Source organism: Acidovorax sp. 99 (genome assembly GCF_003096455.1).
Lineage (GTDB): Bacteria > Pseudomonadota > Gammaproteobacteria > Burkholderiales > Burkholderiaceae_C > Acidovorax > Acidovorax delafieldii.
Genome location: NZ_QEKU01000001.1, coordinates 1,471,842 through 1,488,511, shown reverse-complemented (window position 1 = coordinate 1,488,511; position 16,670 = coordinate 1,471,842). Strand labels below are relative to the sequence as shown.

Below are 16,670 nucleotides of genomic sequence, written 5' to 3'. Positions count from 1 at the left end.
GGCGGGCTTGCCCTGTTGCCTGCCCAGCCCGCTTGCCGGTAGATTGGGCACCATGCCCGCCGTCGCCCCCGCGCCTTCGTCCCCCGCTGCTCTGCGCCAGTGGACCACCGATGTGGTGGCGCCGCCCGCGCGCCTGGACTACTGGGTGGGTGCGATCTGCGAGGCGTTTCTGGAGATGGATTGCAGCTCCCGCGAGGCACCGCTGTTTGGCGGCGAGCTGCAAAGCCTGCCGGTGGAGACGCTGTCCGTCAACCGCGTGCGGGCTTCCACCCAGGACGTGTTTCGCACGCCCGCCGGCATTGCGCGCAGTCGCCAGCTGCCCTTCTACCTGATCGGCCAGGCCGAGACCGCGTGGCATGTGCGCCAGGACGGCCATGTGGCCCACCTGCGGCCGGGCGACGTGGTGCTGCTGGATTCGGCCCGGCCGTACGAACTGCACTTCCCAGAAGGCGTGCACTGTGTGTCGCTGCAGCTGCCGCGCGCCTGGGTGGGGCAGTGGCTGCAGCAGGCCGAGGCGCCCGGCCCGCGTGTGGCCTGGCGTGACCAGGGCTGGGGCCAGAGCCTGGGGGCGCTGGCCGTGCAGCTGGCACGCGACCCGGCCTCGGCGCAGGCCCTGCCGCCCGCATTGCTGTCCGACCAACTGGGCGCGTTGCTGTGCGCGGCGCTGGAGCCGCCCCAGCCACCCACCCCCACGGCGGCAGGCAGCCTGCATGCCCACCTGTGCGCGCTGCTGCGGGCGCGCATCGATCAGCCCAGCCTCTCGGCCCCCGCGCTGGCGCAGGAGGCGGGCGTGTCGCCGCGCACCCTGCACCGGGCCTTTGCGGCGCAGGGCCACACCTTTGCGGGCACCTTGCGCGAACTGCGCCTGGCGCGTGCGGCCGAGCTGCTGCGCCGCCACCAGCTGGCCCATGTGGCCGTGGGCGAGATCGGGCGGCGCTGCGGCTTTGCCGACCCCTCGCATTTCGCACGCGCCTTTCAGCGCGCCATGGGCGTGTCGCCCGCGCAGTGGCGGCGCGGCGGCTGATTCCAATCCGTCTCCCCATCCTCCGTGTCGTTGTGGCTTCGCCTTGCCGTGCTGCACGGCGGTGGAGCTTTTGGCACACCCAGCACAGCGGGCTGGCGCGCACGGGCCATTCCGCGCCGCACGGTGTTTCTAAGGTAACGGCTGGGCGGATAGCCCGGTCCTGCAACACAACCCCAAGGAGACACACACATGCCGGATACCTATGTCCTGGTCCATGGCGCCTGGCACACCGGCGCCGAGATGGAAGCCACCGCCACCCACCTGCGCGCGCGGGGCCACACCGTGCACTCCCCCACGCTCGCGGGCAACAACCCCGGCGACGACCGCGCGGCAACGGGTCTCGCCGACGCGGTGGATTCGCTGGCGGCCTTCATTGAGGGCCAGGGCCTGAGCGATGTGCGCCTGGTGGGCCACAGCTACGGCGGCATGGTCATCAGCCACATGCCTGCGCGCCTGCCCGGGCGCATTCGCCGCCTGGTGTACTGGAACGCCTTTGTGCCGCAGCCGGGCGAGTGCCTGAACGACCTGGTGCCGCCGCACTACCGCGCGCTTTTCGATCAGGTGGCGGCCGGCAACGGCAATGCCGTGATGCTGCCGTACCCCATCTGGCGCGAGGCTTTCATCAACGATGCCGACGAGGCCCTGGCGCAAAGCACCTACGCGTTGCTCAACCCCCATCCCTACCGCACCTTCACCGACCCGGCGCAGCTGCCCGTGCCGTTGGCCGCGCTGGAGGTGGGCAAGAGCTACCTCAACGCGCAGCAGGACGCCGCGCTGCCCCACAGCCTGCCCTGGCACCCGCGCCTGTCGGAGCGGCTGGGCCTGTTCCGCCTGGTGGAGTGCCCGGGCAGCCACGAACTGTGCTTTTCCGACCCGGCATCGGCGGCGCAGCACATCGAGCGGGCAGGGCGCGACTGACGGGGCCTGCGAGGGCATTGCGCCAGCTTTTTGCGTCTTTTGGGCCCCAAGCGCCAGATCGGTATGTGCTGGTGGCTATCAATTCAATAGCATTCCGCCCTGGCCTGCCTCCAGCAGCCGCGTGAGCAGCGGGTGCATCACCTTGCGGGCGCTGTAGATCAGGTGGAACTGCTCCTGCACGTCGGGTGCGGTACCCACCTGCACCAGCCCGTGGGTCTGTGCCAGGTGCTCGCCCAGCGAGACCGGCGCGGGCATCACGCCCATGCCGGTGGCGGCAAAGGTGCTCAAAAGGGCGCTGTCTTCAAACTCCCCGGCAATGCGCGGGCGGATGCGCTCGCGCTCCAGCCAGTGGTCGATGCGTGCGCGCATCGCGGCGTGGTCGGTGGGCAGCAGCACGGGCACCACAGCCAGGCTGTGCGGGAAGTTGTTGGCCGCCGCCTCGGCCCAGAGCGGGGGCGCATACCAGGCAATGGCGCTCGTGCCCAGCAGCTGGCTGGTGGTGCGCAGGGCCGGGTTGGGCGGCGCGGCGCGGTCGGCCAGCACGGCATCGAGCTTGTGCAGCGCCAGCTCGCCCAGCAGGGGCTGGAACTCGCCCTCATGGCACAGCAGGCGCAGGTGCGGCTCGTCCAGCACGGGCGTCAGCAGCCGGTGCACGGCCAGCTTGGCAATGCCGTCGGAGATGCCCAGGTTCAGCCGCAGTGTCTGGCCGCTGGCGGCCTCGCGCACGCGCACGGGCAGCAATTCGCCCAGCGCAAAAATGTGGTCGGCCTCATGCAGCGCGGCCACGCCCGCGTCGGTCAGCACCAGGTTGCGGCCCTCGGTGCGCAGCAGGCTCACGCCCAGCGACTTTTCCAGCTCGCGCACCTGGGCGCTGATGGTCTGCACGGCCATGTCCAGCCGCTCGGCGGCGCGGGCGATGCCGCCCTCCTTGGCCACCACCCAGAAGTAGAAAAGATGGCGGTAGTTGAAGCTCTGGCTCATGATCTCTTTGCGGTGGGGCCGTTAAAAAAGTGTTTGGTTCGTAAAAACCGAACCAATACTACTGTGATCGCAGGTTTTAAAGAAGTGCCCCAGCCCCTACAGTCCGGGGCTTGGGCGTCCGGCGTGCCTGGGCGTGTGAGGGCATCTTTGGAGAAACTCGATGGAAACAATCGGAACGTGGTGGATGTGGGCGGGATTTGCCGTCTTCGTGGTCATCGCCATAGGCGTGGACCTGCTGGTCATGGAGCGCCAGGGCGCGCACAAGGTCACCATGGGCGAGGCCGCGCGCTGGAGCCTGTTGTGGTTCTCGCTGGCCTTTGTGTTTGTGGCCATCCTGTGGTGGTACCTGGACAGCAGCCAGGGGCGCGAGATCGCCAACACGGTGTCCATGCAGTTCATCACCGGCTACCTGGTGGAGAAGAGCCTGTCGGTGGACAACATCTTCGTCTTCCTGATGCTGTTCAGTTACTTTGCCGTGCCGCCGCAATACCAGAAGCGCGCGCTCATCATCGGCATCATCGGCGCCATCGTGCTGCGCACGCTGCTCATCCTGGCAGGCGCCTGGCTGCTGGCCACCTTCCACTGGCTGCTGTATGTGTTCGGTGCGTTCCTGGTCGTCACGGGCGTGAAGATGTGGTTTGCCGCCGGGCAGGAGCCTGACATCGCCACCAACCCGGTGCTCAAGTTCCTGAAAAAGCGCATCCGCATCACTGACCAGTTCGACGGTGAAAAGCTCTCGACCATGATCAATGGCGTCAAGCACTACACCCCGCTGTTCGTGGTGCTGATCCTGATCGGCACGACCGACATCATCTTTGCGGTGGACAGCATCCCGGCGATCTTCGCCATCACCAGCGACCCGTTCATCGTGCTCACGGCCAACATCTTTGCCATCCTGGGCCTGCGTGCGCTGTACTTCCTGCTGGCAGACCTGGCCGACCGCTTCCACCTGCTGGCCTACGGCCTGGCACTGGTCCTGGTCTTCATCGGCGGCAAGATGTTGCTCATCGACTTTGTGAAGATTCCGATTGGCTATGCCTTGCTGGTCACGGCCACGCTGATCGCCGGGTCGATCTTCCTGTCGCTGCGCAATTCGGGCGAGGCCGCCAAGGGCGCCCCACCCGCACTGCCCCCCAAGGCCTGATCGTTGCCAAACCGGGAGACTTGAGCCATGGATCTGATCGAATCGGTGATGCTGTGCATGTTGTTGGGCCTGGTAGGGGCCACAGCCATGGCCTACCACGCTGAGAACGAGCCGCGCGACGTGAACCTGCTGGTGGGCCTCACCGCCTTGTGGGGCGCCGGCACTGCGGTAGCCTTCGTCGCATGATGCAGCCGCTGTGTCGCTTGCGCCGCTGGCTGCGCGCGCTGGAGCCCCGGGCCCGCCAGCTGCTGGACCGCAGCTGGCTCGCGCAGTTCCAGCCCTGGCTGGAGCGGCGCGCGCTGTTCCGCTTCCAGCGCCAGCCGCTGGCGCGCGGGGTGGCGGCGGGCATGTTCTGCGGCCTGATCCCCGGGCCGCTGCAGATCCCGGGCACGCTGCTGGTGTGCGCCTGGCTGCGCGGCAACGTGGTGGCTGGGGGCGTGGCCACCTTCTATACCAACCCGCTCACCACGGTGCCGCTGTATGTCATGGCCTTCTACCTCGGGGCGCTGGTGATGCCCGGCGCGCAGACCCTGCCCGCCTGGAGCAGCGTGGCGCCTGGGGGTGAGTTCACGGTGCAGGCCCTGGGCACCTGGATGCAGGCGCTGGGCACGCCGCTGCTGATCGGCCTGCCCACGCTGGGCCTGCTGCTGGCGGTGCTGGGCTATGTGACGGTGCAGCTGCTGTGGCTCGCACCCGCCTTGCACCGTAAGCGGAGGCTGGCGCGCAGCCGCTGAGCCCCGTATTCGGCCCGCAACGTGGGCTCCCCCGCAGGGGGATGGGGCGCAGCCGCTTGGGGGGTTAGTCGAGTTTTACGCCCACCTTGGTGATGACTCGCCCCCACTTCTCCCGCTCGGTGCGCGCAAAGCTGCCCATCTGGGCGGCGGTGCCGGGCATGGGCTCCACACCCAGGGCCTGCAGCCGGGCCTTGGTGCGCGTGTCGGCCAGTGCCGTCTGCAGTGCCTTGCTGAAGTTCGCCACCACATCGGCCGGCGCGCCGGTGGGCACCACCAGGCCTTGCCACGCAAAACCTTCAAACCCTTGCAGGCCCTGCTCGGAAATCGTGGGCACATCGGGCATGGTGGTCACGCGCTGCGGGCTGGCCACGCCAATGGCGCGCACCTTGTTGCCCGCGAGGAACGGGTACACCGTGGCGCTGTCGATCCACATCGCTGGCACCTGGCCGCCGATCACGTCCTGGATGGCCGGGGCTGCGCCGCGATAGGGCACATGCGTGAGCTTGAGACCGCTCTGCTCGCGGAACAGCTCGCCCACCAAGTGGTGCGGGCTGCCCGGCCCGGCCGACGCCCAGTTCACGCCATCGGCCTGGCCCTTGGCCCAGGCCATGAACTCCTTGAGGTTCTTGGCGGGCACGTTGTTGGACACCACCAGGAACATCGGAAAGCGCACCAGCAGGCCCACGGGCTGGAAGTCCTTTTCGGCGTTGTAGGCCAGCTTGCTGAACAGGAACGGGTTGGCCGCCAGCGTGGCGAAGTCGGCCGAGAACATCAGGTTGCCGTAGTCCTTGTTGCGCGCTGCGTACTCTGCGGCGATGTTGGTGCCCGCGCCGGGCTTGTTGTTGATGATGATGGGGCGGCCCAGCGTGGCCGACATGGATTCGGCAATGGTGCGCGCCACGATGTCCGAGCCGCCGCCCGCCGCATAGCCCACCACCCATTCGAGTGGCTTGGAATCCTGGGCGTGGGCCAGGGGCAGGGTGGTGGCGAGGGCCAGGCCCGCGAGGGTGGCGAGGAAATGTTTGCGCTGCATGGTGGTGTTGTCTCCGTAGTGGTCAAAGTTCAAGGCGGGTCGGACCCCGCACCGTCTGTGCGGTGCTGAAGTGCCAGGTGAAAAGGTGCGGGCTAGGCCGCCACCGCGTGGGTGGGCACCACGGGCGTGATGGCCGGAGTGGTGCGCCGGTCGGCCGTGGGCACGGCACTGCCGCGCGCTAGTTGCAGCGCGTGCTGCAGCGTGGCCTGGTCGCCGATATGGTTGGCCAGCAGCAGCACCAGGCGTGCGTTCATGGCGTGGCTCTCGGGCGTGGACAGGCCCTGGTGCGCGGCAATCAGCGCTTCATAAAAATCGTCGCAGGCCTGCAGGTTCGGTTGGGTGTTCAGCATGGGCGTGTTCCTTGTCGTCTTCCTGGTCAGGCGGCTGCGGCCGTGGCACGGGCCAGTGCGCTGCGCACGGCCGCTTCGGTGGGCGTGCGCCAGCGTGCGCACACATGCTGGTCGGGCCGCACCAGGTACACGGTGCGCGGCAGCGCATCCAGCCGCTGGGCGGCCAGCGCCTGGTGGTCGATCACGTCGATGCCGATCTGCAGCACCTTCACGCCGGGCAGGTCATGGGCCCATGCCGGGGCCGGGCCAAACACCAGCAGCGTGAAGTTCGGCCCCAGCTCCCGAAGCAGCCAGGTGGGCTGGCCCTGCTTCGTCAACGGCGCATCCAGCAGCACGGCACCGGGCACCTGGGTGCCTGGGAAGTGATCGGTATCCGGCGTGTTCAGTGGCGACTGGTGCAACGTGGCGGGCACCGACAGGCGCCCGCTGTTGACGATGCGCCGTGCAAACGCATGCTCGCGCGCCAGATGCAGTGCCGCGTCGCGGAACAGGCGGCTCACCTCGCTCTTGGGCGTGATGAAGTCGGTGGCGCGGGTGGAGTTGCACAGGTTCTCATCGGCCGCGTATTCACGCTCGGGGCCATAGGTGCCCACCAGCGCGGGGCTGGCGCGGCCCTGGAGCACCCAATCGAGCTTCCAGGCCAGATTCTCCGCGTCCTGCACGCCGCTGTTGGCGCCGCGTGCGCCAAAGGGCGAGACGCCGTGGGCACTGTCGCCCGCGAAGACGACGCGGCCGTGCACGAACTGGTCCATGCGCAGGCAGGCAAAGGTGTAGACGCTGGCCCAGTCCAGCTCAAACTGTGCATCCGCACCTAGCAGCGCCTTCACGCGCGGGATGATGTTCTCGGGCTTCTTTTCTTCTTCGGGGTCGGCGTCCCAGCCCAGCTGGAAGTCGATGCGCCAGACGTTGTCGGGCTGGCGGTGCAGCAGCACGCTCTGGTTGGGATGAAAGGGTGGGTCGAACCAGAACCAGCGCTCGGTGGGGAAGTTCGCCTCATCCGCCAGCTTCACGTCGGCGATCAGGAAGCGGTCCTGAAAAATGCGCCCCTTGCTCTCCAGTCCCAGCATCTGCCGCGTGGGCGAGCGTGCGCCGTCGCAGGCCACCAGCCATTGCGCATCCATCTGGTAGGCGCCCTCGGGCGTGTCGATGCTCAGCAGCGCGCCGTCCGCGCGGCTTTGCACCGCAGTGACCTTGTTGTGCCAGCGGATGTCGATGCCCGGCAGCTGCAGCGCGCGCTCCACCAGATAGGCCTCGGCGTAGTACTGCTGCAGGTTGATGAAGGCGGGGCGCTCGTGGCCCTCCTCGGGCAGCAGATTGAATTCATACAGCTGTTCGTCTTTGAGGAACACCTTGCCCAGGTTCCACGACACCCCCTTGTCAACCATGCGCTGGCCCACACCCAGGCGGTCCCAGATCTCCAGCGTGCGCTTGGCAAAGCAGATGGCGCGCGAGCCGATGGAGAGCTTGTGGTCGTTGTCCAGCACCACCACGCGCTGCCCGCGCTGGGCGAGGTCAATGGCGAGCGACAGGCCCACGGGGCCCGCGCCAATGACCACGATGGGGTGTTGTGCGGGCGTCGCGCCGTCCTGATCGGGCGAGCGCACATAACCAAAATCGAGGGCCTGCACCTCGGCGCCGCTGGCGTGGAAGGCCTCTGGGGGGATGTCTCTGGGGTTCATCGTTGTGTCTCCTCCAACCTCGGTGGTTCAGCCTTCCAGGGCCTTCCACATTTGGATGTCGCGCTCAGCGGTCCAGATGCGTGGGTCGGGGTACTGCGTGGCCTCGTCGTACGCACGGGTCACGTCAAACGGCATGCAGTGGTTGAAGATGACCCAGTGGCCGTACTTGGGCTGCAGCTTGGCAAACGTGGCTTCGTACACCTTGCGCAGGTCTTCGCCCTTGGCTGCACTGGCCTTCACGCTCTCGTACAGGTCGCTGATGAAGGCGCGTGTGCCCGCCAGGCCCGCCTGCACCTGCTCGGGCGTCTGCAGCGCGGCGCCCCGGCCGGGCACCAGCTTTTCGGGCTTCAGCGCGGCGATGTTGTCCAGCGTCTGGGGCCAGTCCTGGAAGTACGCATCGCCCGCATACGGCGTGGCGTCGAACTCCACCAGGTCGCCGCTGAACAGGATCTTTTCTTGCGGGAGCCAGGCCACCGTGTCGCCCTTGGTGTGGCCCCGGCCCAGCTGCAGGATCTGCACCTCCAGCTTGCCCAGCCACAGGGTCATCTTTTGGTTGAAGGTGATGGTCGGCCAGGTCAGGCCGTCGGGCACGCTCTCCACGTTCTGGAACAGGCGCGGAAAACGGCCGATCTCGCTGTCCTTGTCGAACTGGCCGCGCTCCACGATCAGGTCGCGCGTGTCCTCGCTGGCAATGATGTGCTCGGCGCCGTAGGCGCTGGCCCCCAGCACGCGCACCGCGTGGTAGTGGGAGAGCAGCACGTACTTGATGGGCTTGTCCGTCACCTCGCGGATGCGGCGGATCACGTCCTGCGCCATCACGGGCGTGGCCTGGGTGTCGATGACCATCACCGCGTCGTCGCCAATGATGATGCCGGTGTTGGGGTCGCCCTCGGCCGTGTAGGCATAGGCGTGGTCGGAGAGCTTGTCGAAGCTCACCTTCTTCACTTCGAGGTCAGCGGCGGAGGCAAAGGTTTTGACGGTGCTCATGGTGGTGATTTGTTAATGGCGAATGCATTTATCTAAACGGAATGCGTTGATGTTAGGCAAGAAATTTGTTTATGTCTAACGCATTTGTTTAGGTGTAAACCCGAAGAGCGTGTGGATGCTGCGCTGCGTGGACAATCGCCCCATGCCCACCACGACCCCCGACCTGCCCCCCGCCGACGACGAAGACACGCCCCGCAGCCCGCGCGGCATCCAGAGCGTGGAGGTGGGTGGCCAGCTGCTGAAGGTGCTGGCGCGCACCGGCCGGCGCATGGCGCTCAAGGACCTGGCCCGTGCGGCGGACATGACGGCCGCCAAGGCCCACCCCTACCTGGTGAGCTTTGGCAAGCTGGGCCTGATCGAGCAGGACGCCGTGAGCGGCCACTACGGCCTGGGGCCCTTGGCCATGCAGCTGGGCCTGATCAGCCTGCAGCAGGTGGACCCGGTGCGCCTGGCCATTGCCGAGCTGCCCGCGCTGGCCCAGCGCATCGGCTACACCGTGTCGGCCTCGGTCTGGGGCGACAACGGCCCCACCATCATTCGGGTGGAAGAAGGCCCCACCGCCGTGTATGTGGCCATGCGCCACGGCACCACGGCCTCGGTGCGGCACACGGCCACGGGCAAGGTGTTTGCGGCCTTCGGCCCGCGCGAGCGCGCCGCCGCCGCATTGGCGGCCGAAGGGTTTGCGGGCGCGCTGGACGAGCCCGCCTTTGCGGCCGAATTGGAGGCTGTGCGCCAGCACCAGATCAGCGAGGTGACCGACCAGCTCCTGCCCGGCATCAGCGCACTGGCCACGCCGGTGTTTGATGGATTCGGGCAGCTGGTGCTGTGCATCGCCGTGATCGGCCCCAGTGCCACGCTGCAGACCGGGCCCGCCAGCCCGGCGGCGCAACATCTGCGCGAGGCGGCGCGGAGTTTGTCGCAGCGCCTGGGGGCGCCGGTCAGCCCTGCGTAGCCCGTGGGGCGATCAGCCCGCTGCGCGCCCCAGCGCCTGGTCCACGTCCCACAGGATGTCGTCCAGGTCTTCAATCCCCACCGACAACCGCACCATGTCCGCGCTCACGCCCGCGCGGGCCAGTTCTTCTTCGTTCAGCTGGCGGTGCGTGGTCGATGCAGGGTGGATCACCAGCGTCTTGGCGTCGCCGATGTTGGCGAGGTGGCTCAAAAACTCGCATGCGTCGATGAACTGCTCGCCGGCGGCTGCGCCGCCCTTCACGCCAAACGTGAGGATGCCCGAGGCGCCCGGCGCGCCATCCACCGCGCGGAACTGCTTTTGCGCCAGATCGTAGTACGGCGAATCCGCCAGACCGGGGTAGTTGACCCACGCCACCTGCGGGTGGCTCTGCAGAAACTTCGCCACGGCCAGCGCATTGCGGCAGTGCTCGCGCATGCGCAGGTGCAGCGTCTCGGCGCCCTGCAGCAGCTGCCACGCGTTCATGGGCGAGAGCACGCCGCCAAAGGTGCGGTTGACCTCCATGCGCGCCTTCATCGTGTAGCCGAAGTCGCCAAAGGTCTCGTAGAACTTCACGCCGTGGTAGGCGCGGCTGGGCTCGACCATCTCGGGGAATTTGCCGTTGTCCCAAGGAAACTTGCCCCCCTCCACCACCACACCACCCATGGTCGTGCCGTGGCCGCCGATGTACTTGGTGGCGCTGTGCACCACGATGTCGGCGCCCAGCTGCAAGGGGTTGCACAGGTAGGGGCTGGCCACCGTGTTGTCGATGACGAGCGGCACGCCGTGTGCATGCGCCACCTCGGCCACGGCCGCGATGTCGAGCACGTTGACCAGCGGGTTGCCAATGGTCTCGCCATACACGGCGCGGGTGTTGGGGCGCATGGCGCGCGCAAAGTTCTCGGGGTCGGCCGGGTCCACAAACGTGGTCTCGATGCCCAGACGCGAAAAGCCCACGCCCAGCTGCCCCACGGTGCCGCCGTAGAGCGTGCTGGCTGCCACGATGTGGTCCCCGGTTTTGAGGATGGCCAGCAGCGCCGCCATCTGCGCGGCCATGCCGCTGGCGCAGGCGAGCGCGGCGCGGCCGTTTTCGAGGCTGGCGATGCGCTCTTCGAACACCGCCACCGTGGGGTTGCTGATGCGGCTGTAGACGTTGCCAAAGGTCTGCAGGTTGAACAGGCTGCTCGCGTGTTCGGCGTTGTCGAACACAAAGCTGGTGGTCTGGTGGATGGGTGTGGCGCGTGCGCCGGTCACCGGGTCGGGTTGGGCGCCGGCGTGGATGGCGCGGGTGCCAAAGCCGAAGTGGCGGTCGGCGCCGTTGGATGTGGGCTCTGTCATGGCGGTGGCGCAGCCCGCAGTGCTGCGCAGGGGGTTGGGTGAAGGGATTTGAAAGAAATCGGCCGCAAGCGCCAGTGCGATATGCGCTGGCAGCTATCAATTTGTTAGTAAGGCAGCTGCCGCAAGCGCTTGGCGCTGATCACGCGCGTGTTCACGCCCATCCAGCCCAGGCCGCCAAACAGACGCGCGTGTTCGATCTTCACGCAGCGGTTTTGAATGACTTGCAGGCCCGCCGCCTCCGCGCGCAGGCCAGCGGCCTCGTTGAACACGCCCAGCTGCAGCCACAGGCACTGTGCGCCGATGGCGACGGCTTCGTCGGCCAGCGGCGGGATGTCCTCGCTCTTGCGAAAGCAGTCCACCATGTCGATCTTCTGGCCCTGCGCTGCCAGCGCGGCAGCTGCCTCGGTCACGCTGGCGTAGGCCGTCTCGCCCAGGATCTGCCCGCCCTCCCGCGCCACCAGCGGGTTGACGGGCACGATGCGGTAGCCGTGCGCCTGCATGTACTTGGCCGCGAAGTAGCTCGGGCGGTGCCACTGCGGCGAGAGGCCCACCACCGCGATGGTGCGGCAGGCGGTGAGCAGGTGGCGCAGGGTGCTGATGGTGTCGGGGGTGTGGAGCATGCAAACAGTGTACGCATGCCCTCGGGTTCGCAGCAGCGGGTCAGGCTGGCGACTTGTACTTGATGCTGCATCCATACGGCGCCGTCGTCGCCGCTGAGATCGGCTTGCCTGCCAGCGCCTCGGCCAGCCCCACCTTCACATAGTTGGTGGCCTTCTCGATGTCGGCCGGGCGGGCCGAGGGGATGCTGTCGATGCCGCCCGCGTAGATCAGCTGGCCCTGTGGGTTGACGATGTACAGGTGCGGCGTGGTGCGGGCGCCGTAGCTCTTGCCCACGGTGCCTTCCTCGTCCATGAGCACGGCGGTGGGGGCGGCCTTGCGCTCCTGCTTCCAGGCCATCAGCTTGGAGGGCTCCAGGTAGTCGCTGCTGGCTTTTTCGGTGGAGTTGATGGACAGCCACACCACGCCTTTGCCGGTGGCGTCTTTTTGCGTGGCGGGCATGTTGCCGCTGTCGTAGTGCTTGCGCACAAAGGGGCAGCCGGGGTTGGTCCACTCCAGCACCACGTGTTTGCCCTTGAAGTCCGACAGGCGCACGGTTTTGCCGCTGGTGTCTTTCAGCGTGAAGTCGGGCGCGGGCTGGCCCACGGTGGCAGCGGCCTGGGCGCCCAAGGCGACGAGGGCGGCGGTGGCAATCAACGTTCGACGAAGCAACTTCATGGCAAGGTCTCCTGGATTGGTGATGGGTGGTGGCAAGTTCAGGCAGCGCCCGCGGGGCCTTTGCACGAACCGTGACAGCCACAGGCGGCGCCCGCCAGCGGAGCTGGGTTGCCCACTGCCTGGGGCCCCGATGCACAGGCCCGGGCGGTGCGACGGCGGCGCGCCCACCAGACCGCTCCGCACGCCGCCACGCCCGCTGCAATGCCGACCAGCGTAGCAATACCGCTGAATTCCGTTGCAAATACCAGACCGCCCGGCACGGCCAATGCCGCCACCGACAGACCTGAAATGATGGGGACCACCAGCGGCATGGCGCAGCACGCCGCACAGGCGCCAGCCACGCCAAGGCCGGTGATCAGTAGCTTTTTCATCGCGGTTCCTTCAGAAAGAGTTCAGATAGACTGACTCTAAAACCTCAAGTAGCTTGAGATGCAAGCGCGAACCATGAATAACCCTTCTGCACCACTCACCATTGGCGCGCTTGCGCAGCGCACCGGGCTGAACGTGTCCGCGATCCGCTACTACGAGGAGATCGGGCTCATTCCCGCTGCGACGCGTCGGCCCAGCGGCCACCGCGTGTACAGCGCGGGCGCGGAGGACCTGCTCACCTTCATCCGGCGTTGCCGTGGTTTCGGCTTTTCGGTCGAGGACACGAAGGCGCTGGTTTCGCTGGCGTCCGTGGGTGACAGGGACTGTGTGGAAGCGCGCGATATTGCGCAAATGCACCTCCACGCGGTGCGGGAGCGCCTGGCCGAACTGCAGGGGCTGGAGCGCACCCTGAGCGCCTATGTGACCGACTGCGGCGCGCAATGTGCCGGTGGGCCCGCCTCGGGGTGCACCATCCTGAAAGACCTGGGCGATGGCGGTGCAGGCCGCACAACCGCTGGCGCGACCACCCCGCGGCCACCGGCGCGCTGCTGCGGCTAGCGCCTGTGGGGCGGCCCAGGGGGCCCACGAGCGAGCCGGGCATTTAAGCCATCACTTCAGTCCATCACTTCGGACTGGCCTGGCTGATCTGGGTGGTGTGGGGGAGTGGGGCGACGGCGGCGGTTCGCTGCGCCCAGAGCCACAGCCCCGCGCCCGCTGCGATCATCGGCAGGCAAAGCCACTGCCCCATGCTCATGCCCAAGGACAGCAGGCCCAGGTGGGCATCGGGCTCACGGAAGTATTCGGCAATGAAGCGGAACACGCCGTAGCCGAACAGGAAGGCAGCCGCCACCTGGCCGGGGCGGCGCTCCTTGCGTGCATACAGCCACAGCAGGACGAACAGCAGCAATCCCTCCATCAGGAACTGGTAGACCTGCGACGGGTGGCGCGGCTGCATGGAGCCGCTGTGCGCAAACACCATGCCCCAGGGCAGATCGGGGCTGGCAAAGCGGCCCCACAGTTCGCCGTTGATGAAGTTGCCCACACGCCCTGCCGCCAGCCCCGTGGGCACGCAGGGCGCCACAAAATCGGCCACCTGCAGCCAGGGACGCTGGCGCGAATGGGCGAACCACAGCATGGCCGCCACCACGCCCAGCAGGCCGCCGTGGAACGACATGCCCGGGGTCCAGATCATCAGGATTTCGAGCGGATGGCTCAGGTAGTAGGCTGGTTTGTAGAACAGGCAGTAGCCCAGGCGCCCGCCCGCCACCACGCCCACCACCCCCAGGAACAGGATGTCCTCCACATCCTTGCGCGTCCAGGCGCCGGAGCCGCTGATGGCGGCGAACGGTGCGTGGTGGAGGCGCAGGCGGCCCAGCAGCAGGAACAGGCCGAAGGCCGCGAGGTAGGTCAGGCCGTACCAGTGGACGGCCAGCGGGCCAAGCTGCAGCGCGACGGGGTCAATGGCGGGGTAATTCAGCATGGGGCGGCATTATGGACGTGGGCACTTCAAGTGCACTGCACGCCTTGTGCACCAGCTCTCCCGCGCTACAACTGGGCAATGGTGGCGCGCACCTCGTCCACGCTGAGCACCTCGGTCAGCACCACCGGCGGTTTGCCAGGGCGGTAGAACACGTACACAGGCACGCCATTGCGGCCCAGCGATGCCAGGGCGGCGGTGATGGCGGGGTCGCGGCGCGTCCAGTCGGCGCGCAGCAGGGCCACGTTCTTGGTTTGCAGATCGGCGACCACGTTGGCATCCGCCAACGTGGTCTTCTTGTTGTATTGGCAGGTCACGCACCAGGCGGCGGTGAAGTCCACAAACACGGGGCGGCCACCGGCCACGATCTGCTCGGCCGCGCCGGGTGCCCAGGGTTGCCAGCCGGTGGCCGAAGCCTGCGTGGAGTGCGTGGCCGCCTGCGCGGCAGGCATGTTGGTGACGTGCGGCGCAAAGGCCCAGACCAGCAAGGCCATGGCCGCGATGGACACCGTGGCCATCCACACCCGCGCCCGCCCGGCCAGCGACAGGGCCCACACCACCAGCGACAGGCCCACCAGCAGGATCAGCAGCGCACCGGCGCCATCGATGCCGCTTTGCTGGCCCAGCACCCACACCAGCCAGACCACGGTGGCCAGCATGGGGAAGGCCATGAGCTTGCGGAAGGTGTCCATCCACGCGCCGGGGCGGGGCAGGGCGCGCGCCACGGCGGGCACAAAGCTGGCCGCCAGGTACGGCAGCGCCAGCCCCAGGCCCAGTGCTGCAAACACGGCCAGCGCCTGCGGTGCGGGCAGCGTGGCGGTCAGGCCCAGGGACGCGCCCATGAACGGCGCCGTGCACGGCGAGGCCACGGCCACGGCCAGCACGCCGGTGAGAAAACTGTCGGCCACCGGGTGGCGCGCCTGCAGGCTGGCCACCGAGGACGGCAGGAAATGCCCGAACTCGAACACGCCCGCCAGGTTCAGCGCGATCAGCGTGAACAGCGCCGCCAGCGATGCCACCACGGCGGGTGACTGCAGCTGAAAGCCCCAGCCCACGGCCTCGCCCGCCGCGCGCAGGCCCAGCATGAGCGCGCCCAGGGCGATGAACGACAGCACCACGCCCGCTGTGTAGGCGATGCCGCTGATGCGGTGCGCGCGCCGGTCTTGCGCGTGCTGGGTAAAGCCCACCACCTTGATCGCCAGCACCGGGAACACGCAGGGCATGAGGTTGAGGATGAGGCCGCCAAGCAAGGCGCCGAGCAGCGCGGCCGTCAGGGTGAGGGATGACGCGCCGGAGGCTGCGGCAGGCGTTGCCGAGCCGCCAGCCTGCGCTGCATTGGCTTTGAGCGCGGCTTCCAGGGCGGGTGATACCGCAGCGACTGACGTGCCCTGCGGCCAGGTGCCCAGCACCTTCAGTTCGGCGCGGTAGCCGGTGCGGGTGTCGGGGCCGGTGCCGTGGCCCGGGGCCGCCTGCTCGGCCAGCACCACGGGCATCAGGCTGGGGCTGGCGCTGCGCTGGGCCGACAGGGGAATCTGTGCGGTCCACACGCTGCCGTTCCAGGCCTGCTTCCACTGCGCGGCGTTGTCGATGACTTCGGCGGTCTCGGGGAACAGGTCCAGCGTCTTGCCGCGCAGCGCCACGGGCAGGCCCTGCACGCTGACGTTGAGCACATTGCCGTCCGCAATCTGCGCTTGGCTGTCGGGAACGACGCCGTTGGTGCCCGCCAGCACGGGCTGGGGCTGGGCCTTGGCGGCGGCTTCAAAGGCTGCTCCGCTGAGCGCGGTGGTGCTCTGGATGGGCAGCTGCAGCGTGAACTCGCCCTCCTCAGGGATGCACTCCTTGCGGCACACCAGCCACGAGGCGCGCAGTTTGATGGTGGCGTCCTTGGCTAATGGGCCGGGGGCGTAGGTGCTGGCCACCGCCACGGGCACGGGCAGCAGCACCGTGCCTTCGTAGCCATAGTTGGCCAGCGTGCCGATAGGGATCTTCTTGGGCAGGGGCCAGGCGATCTCGCCCGCGTCCAGCCCGGCGGGCAGCGTCCAGGCCAGGTCGGTGGGCAGGCCGGAGTCGCCGGGGTTCTTCCAGTAGGTGTGCCACTCGGGCTGGTGGGTGATCTGCAGGCCCAGCCACAGTGGCTGGCCGGGGGCCACGCCCTGGGGCGCATGGGCCAGCAGCTCGGCCCGCACATAGGGCGTGGTGACCACGCTGGTGCCCTGGCCGGTCGTTTTGGTGCTCAATTGGGCGGTAGCGCTAGTCCATAAAGCGCTGGCAGCTATAAAAAAGAGAGTGGCTGCAAGGCGGTGGAACAGGCGTGAAGGCATGGTGCAGTGTGGGAGCGGGCGGGGCGGGATTGGTTCCGGCGCCCTGCGCTCTGCCTGCGGGGCGATGGGACGGGCTGGCGGGAGATTCGCC

The 16,670-nt window shown here is 67.9% G+C and carries 18 protein-coding genes; 7 read left to right on the top strand and 11 right to left on the bottom strand.

Annotated elements, in window-relative coordinates:
• The first annotated feature begins 52 nt into the window (after positions 1-52).
• Positions 53-1,024 carry a helix-turn-helix domain-containing protein gene (locus C8C95_RS06950; protein WP_116750172.1) on the top strand — a complete coding sequence of 324 codons (972 nt, stop codon included), beginning with the start codon at positions 53-55 and terminating at the stop codon, positions 1,022-1,024.
• A gap of 189 nt (positions 1,025-1,213) precedes the next feature.
• The gene (locus C8C95_RS06945) at positions 1,214-1,942 is read left to right on the top strand and encodes an alpha/beta hydrolase (protein WP_116748092.1); all 729 of its coding nucleotides are present in this window, start codon (positions 1,214-1,216) and stop codon (positions 1,940-1,942) included.
• Positions 1,943-2,020: 78 nt separating this feature from the next.
• Here the strand turns inward: C8C95_RS06945 and C8C95_RS06940 are convergent, their stop codons facing one another.
• The gene (locus C8C95_RS06940; protein WP_056065575.1) at positions 2,021-2,923 is read right to left on the bottom strand and encodes a LysR family transcriptional regulator; all 903 of its coding nucleotides are present in this window, start codon (positions 2,921-2,923) and stop codon (positions 2,021-2,023) included.
• Between the two features lie 160 nt (positions 2,924-3,083).
• Here C8C95_RS06940 and C8C95_RS06935 point away from each other — a divergent pair, with 160 nt between their 5' ends.
• Genes C8C95_RS06935 through C8C95_RS06930 form a run of 3 tightly spaced genes read left to right on the top strand, consistent with a single transcriptional unit; the run spans position 3,084 to position 4,801 of the window.
• On the top strand, positions 3,084-4,067 hold the full coding sequence (locus tag C8C95_RS06935; RefSeq protein WP_099729149.1) for a TerC family protein: 984 nt from the start codon (positions 3,084-3,086) through the stop codon (positions 4,065-4,067).
• A gap of 27 nt (positions 4,068-4,094) precedes the next feature.
• The gene (locus C8C95_RS23660; RefSeq protein ID WP_165836520.1) at positions 4,095-4,253 is read left to right on the top strand and encodes a hypothetical protein; all 159 of its coding nucleotides are present in this window, start codon (positions 4,095-4,097) and stop codon (positions 4,251-4,253) included.
• On the top strand, positions 4,250-4,801 hold the full coding sequence (locus tag C8C95_RS06930) for a DUF2062 domain-containing protein (RefSeq protein ID WP_116748091.1): 552 nt from the start codon (positions 4,250-4,252) through the stop codon (positions 4,799-4,801). The genes C8C95_RS23660 and C8C95_RS06930 overlap by 4 nt, the downstream gene beginning before the upstream one ends.
• 64 nt (positions 4,802-4,865) lie before the next feature.
• Here the strand turns inward: C8C95_RS06930 and C8C95_RS06925 are convergent, their stop codons facing one another.
• From C8C95_RS06925 to C8C95_RS06910, 4 genes are all read right to left on the bottom strand, one after another.
• A complete protein-coding gene (locus C8C95_RS06925) occupies positions 4,866-5,834 on the bottom strand; it encodes a tripartite tricarboxylate transporter substrate binding protein (protein WP_116750171.1) in 969 nt (322 codons plus the stop codon).
• A gap of 92 nt (positions 5,835-5,926) precedes the next feature.
• Entirely contained in the window at positions 5,927-6,184 is a 258-nt protein-coding gene (locus tag C8C95_RS06920) for a DUF2783 domain-containing protein (RefSeq protein WP_015015947.1), read from the bottom strand.
• Positions 6,185-6,210: 26 nt separating this feature from the next.
• Positions 6,211-7,863 (bottom strand): FAD-dependent oxidoreductase, encoded by a 1,653-nt coding sequence (locus tag C8C95_RS06915; protein WP_116748090.1) that lies wholly within the window; start codon positions 7,861-7,863, stop codon positions 6,211-6,213.
• A 27-nt stretch (positions 7,864-7,890) separates the two neighbouring features.
• Positions 7,891-8,850, bottom strand: a complete 960-nt coding sequence (locus tag C8C95_RS06910; protein ID WP_116748089.1) for an MBL fold metallo-hydrolase — start codon at positions 8,848-8,850, stop codon at positions 7,891-7,893.
• 142 nt (positions 8,851-8,992) lie between these two features.
• Here C8C95_RS06910 and C8C95_RS06905 point away from each other — a divergent pair, with 142 nt between their 5' ends.
• Positions 8,993-9,802, top strand: a complete 810-nt coding sequence (locus C8C95_RS06905; protein WP_116748088.1) for an IclR family transcriptional regulator — start codon at positions 8,993-8,995, stop codon at positions 9,800-9,802.
• Between the two features lie 12 nt (positions 9,803-9,814).
• Here C8C95_RS06905 and C8C95_RS06900 read toward each other — a convergent pair whose 3' ends face one another.
• From C8C95_RS06900 to C8C95_RS06885, 4 genes are all read right to left on the bottom strand, one after another.
• On the bottom strand, positions 9,815-11,137 hold the full coding sequence (locus C8C95_RS06900; RefSeq protein WP_116748087.1) for an O-acetylhomoserine aminocarboxypropyltransferase/cysteine synthase family protein: 1,323 nt from the start codon (positions 11,135-11,137) through the stop codon (positions 9,815-9,817).
• Between the two features lie 104 nt (positions 11,138-11,241).
• Complete coding sequence (locus C8C95_RS06895) at positions 11,242-11,757, bottom strand: CoA-binding protein (protein WP_056065594.1); 516 nt, start codon at positions 11,755-11,757, stop codon at positions 11,242-11,244.
• A gap of 40 nt (positions 11,758-11,797) precedes the next feature.
• Positions 11,798-12,412 (bottom strand): thioredoxin family protein, encoded by a 615-nt coding sequence (locus C8C95_RS06890; RefSeq protein WP_116748086.1) that lies wholly within the window; start codon positions 12,410-12,412, stop codon positions 11,798-11,800.
• A gap of 38 nt (positions 12,413-12,450) precedes the next feature.
• The gene (locus C8C95_RS06885) at positions 12,451-12,783 is read right to left on the bottom strand and encodes a hypothetical protein (protein ID WP_116748085.1); all 333 of its coding nucleotides are present in this window, start codon (positions 12,781-12,783) and stop codon (positions 12,451-12,453) included.
• 73 nt (positions 12,784-12,856) lie between these two features.
• On the opposite strand from C8C95_RS06885, the gene C8C95_RS06880 reads away from it, so the two are divergent.
• The gene (locus tag C8C95_RS06880; RefSeq protein ID WP_116748084.1) at positions 12,857-13,339 is read left to right on the top strand and encodes a helix-turn-helix domain-containing protein; all 483 of its coding nucleotides are present in this window, start codon (positions 12,857-12,859) and stop codon (positions 13,337-13,339) included.
• Between the two features lie 64 nt (positions 13,340-13,403).
• Here the strand turns inward: C8C95_RS06880 and lgt are convergent, their stop codons facing one another.
• Both lgt and C8C95_RS06870 read right to left on the bottom strand, forming a co-directional pair.
• A complete protein-coding gene (gene lgt / locus C8C95_RS06875) occupies positions 13,404-14,261 on the bottom strand; it encodes a prolipoprotein diacylglyceryl transferase (protein ID WP_116748083.1) in 858 nt (285 codons plus the stop codon).
• 65 nt (positions 14,262-14,326) lie between these two features.
• Positions 14,327-16,579, bottom strand: a complete 2,253-nt coding sequence (locus C8C95_RS06870; RefSeq protein WP_165836519.1) for a thioredoxin family protein — start codon at positions 16,577-16,579, stop codon at positions 14,327-14,329.
• Positions 16,580-16,670 lie beyond the last annotated feature (91 nt).

Bases quoted from the DNA above. Each gene is read 5' to 3' on its own strand.
- C8C95_RS06950 (WP_116750172.1), top strand. From the start codon at position 53: ATGCCCGCCGTCGCCCCCGCGCCTTCGTCCCCCGCTGCTCTGCGCCAG.
- C8C95_RS06915 (WP_116748090.1), bottom strand. From the start codon at position 7,863: ATGAACCCCAGAGACATCCCCCCAGAGGCCTTCCACGCCAGCGGCGCC.
- lgt (WP_116748083.1), bottom strand. From the start codon at position 14,261: ATGCTGAATTACCCCGCCATTGACCCCGTCGCGCTGCAGCTTGGCCCG.
- C8C95_RS06870 (WP_165836519.1), bottom strand. From the start codon at position 16,579: ATGCCTTCACGCCTGTTCCACCGCCTTGCAGCCACTCTCTTTTTTATA.
- C8C95_RS06880 (WP_116748084.1), top strand. From the start codon at position 12,857: ATGAATAACCCTTCTGCACCACTCACCATTGGCGCGCTTGCGCAGCGC.
- C8C95_RS06905 (WP_116748088.1), top strand. From the start codon at position 8,993: ATGCCCACCACGACCCCCGACCTGCCCCCCGCCGACGACGAAGACACG.
- C8C95_RS06935 (WP_099729149.1), top strand. From the start codon at position 3,084: ATGGAAACAATCGGAACGTGGTGGATGTGGGCGGGATTTGCCGTCTTC.
- C8C95_RS23660 (WP_165836520.1), top strand. From the start codon at position 4,095: ATGGATCTGATCGAATCGGTGATGCTGTGCATGTTGTTGGGCCTGGTA.
- C8C95_RS06910 (WP_116748089.1), bottom strand. From the start codon at position 8,850: ATGAGCACCGTCAAAACCTTTGCCTCCGCCGCTGACCTCGAAGTGAAG.
- C8C95_RS06890 (WP_116748086.1), bottom strand. From the start codon at position 12,412: ATGAAGTTGCTTCGTCGAACGTTGATTGCCACCGCCGCCCTCGTCGCC.
- C8C95_RS06920 (WP_015015947.1), bottom strand. From the start codon at position 6,184: ATGCTGAACACCCAACCGAACCTGCAGGCCTGCGACGATTTTTATGAA.
- C8C95_RS06900 (WP_116748087.1), bottom strand. From the start codon at position 11,137: ATGACAGAGCCCACATCCAACGGCGCCGACCGCCACTTCGGCTTTGGC.
- C8C95_RS06945 (WP_116748092.1), top strand. From the start codon at position 1,214: ATGCCGGATACCTATGTCCTGGTCCATGGCGCCTGGCACACCGGCGCC.
- C8C95_RS06930 (WP_116748091.1), top strand. From the start codon at position 4,250: ATGATGCAGCCGCTGTGTCGCTTGCGCCGCTGGCTGCGCGCGCTGGAG.
- C8C95_RS06895 (WP_056065594.1), bottom strand. From the start codon at position 11,757: ATGCTCCACACCCCCGACACCATCAGCACCCTGCGCCACCTGCTCACC.
- C8C95_RS06940 (WP_056065575.1), bottom strand. From the start codon at position 2,923: ATGAGCCAGAGCTTCAACTACCGCCATCTTTTCTACTTCTGGGTGGTG.
- C8C95_RS06885 (WP_116748085.1), bottom strand. From the start codon at position 12,783: ATGAAAAAGCTACTGATCACCGGCCTTGGCGTGGCTGGCGCCTGTGCG.
- C8C95_RS06925 (WP_116750171.1), bottom strand. From the start codon at position 5,834: ATGCAGCGCAAACATTTCCTCGCCACCCTCGCGGGCCTGGCCCTCGCC.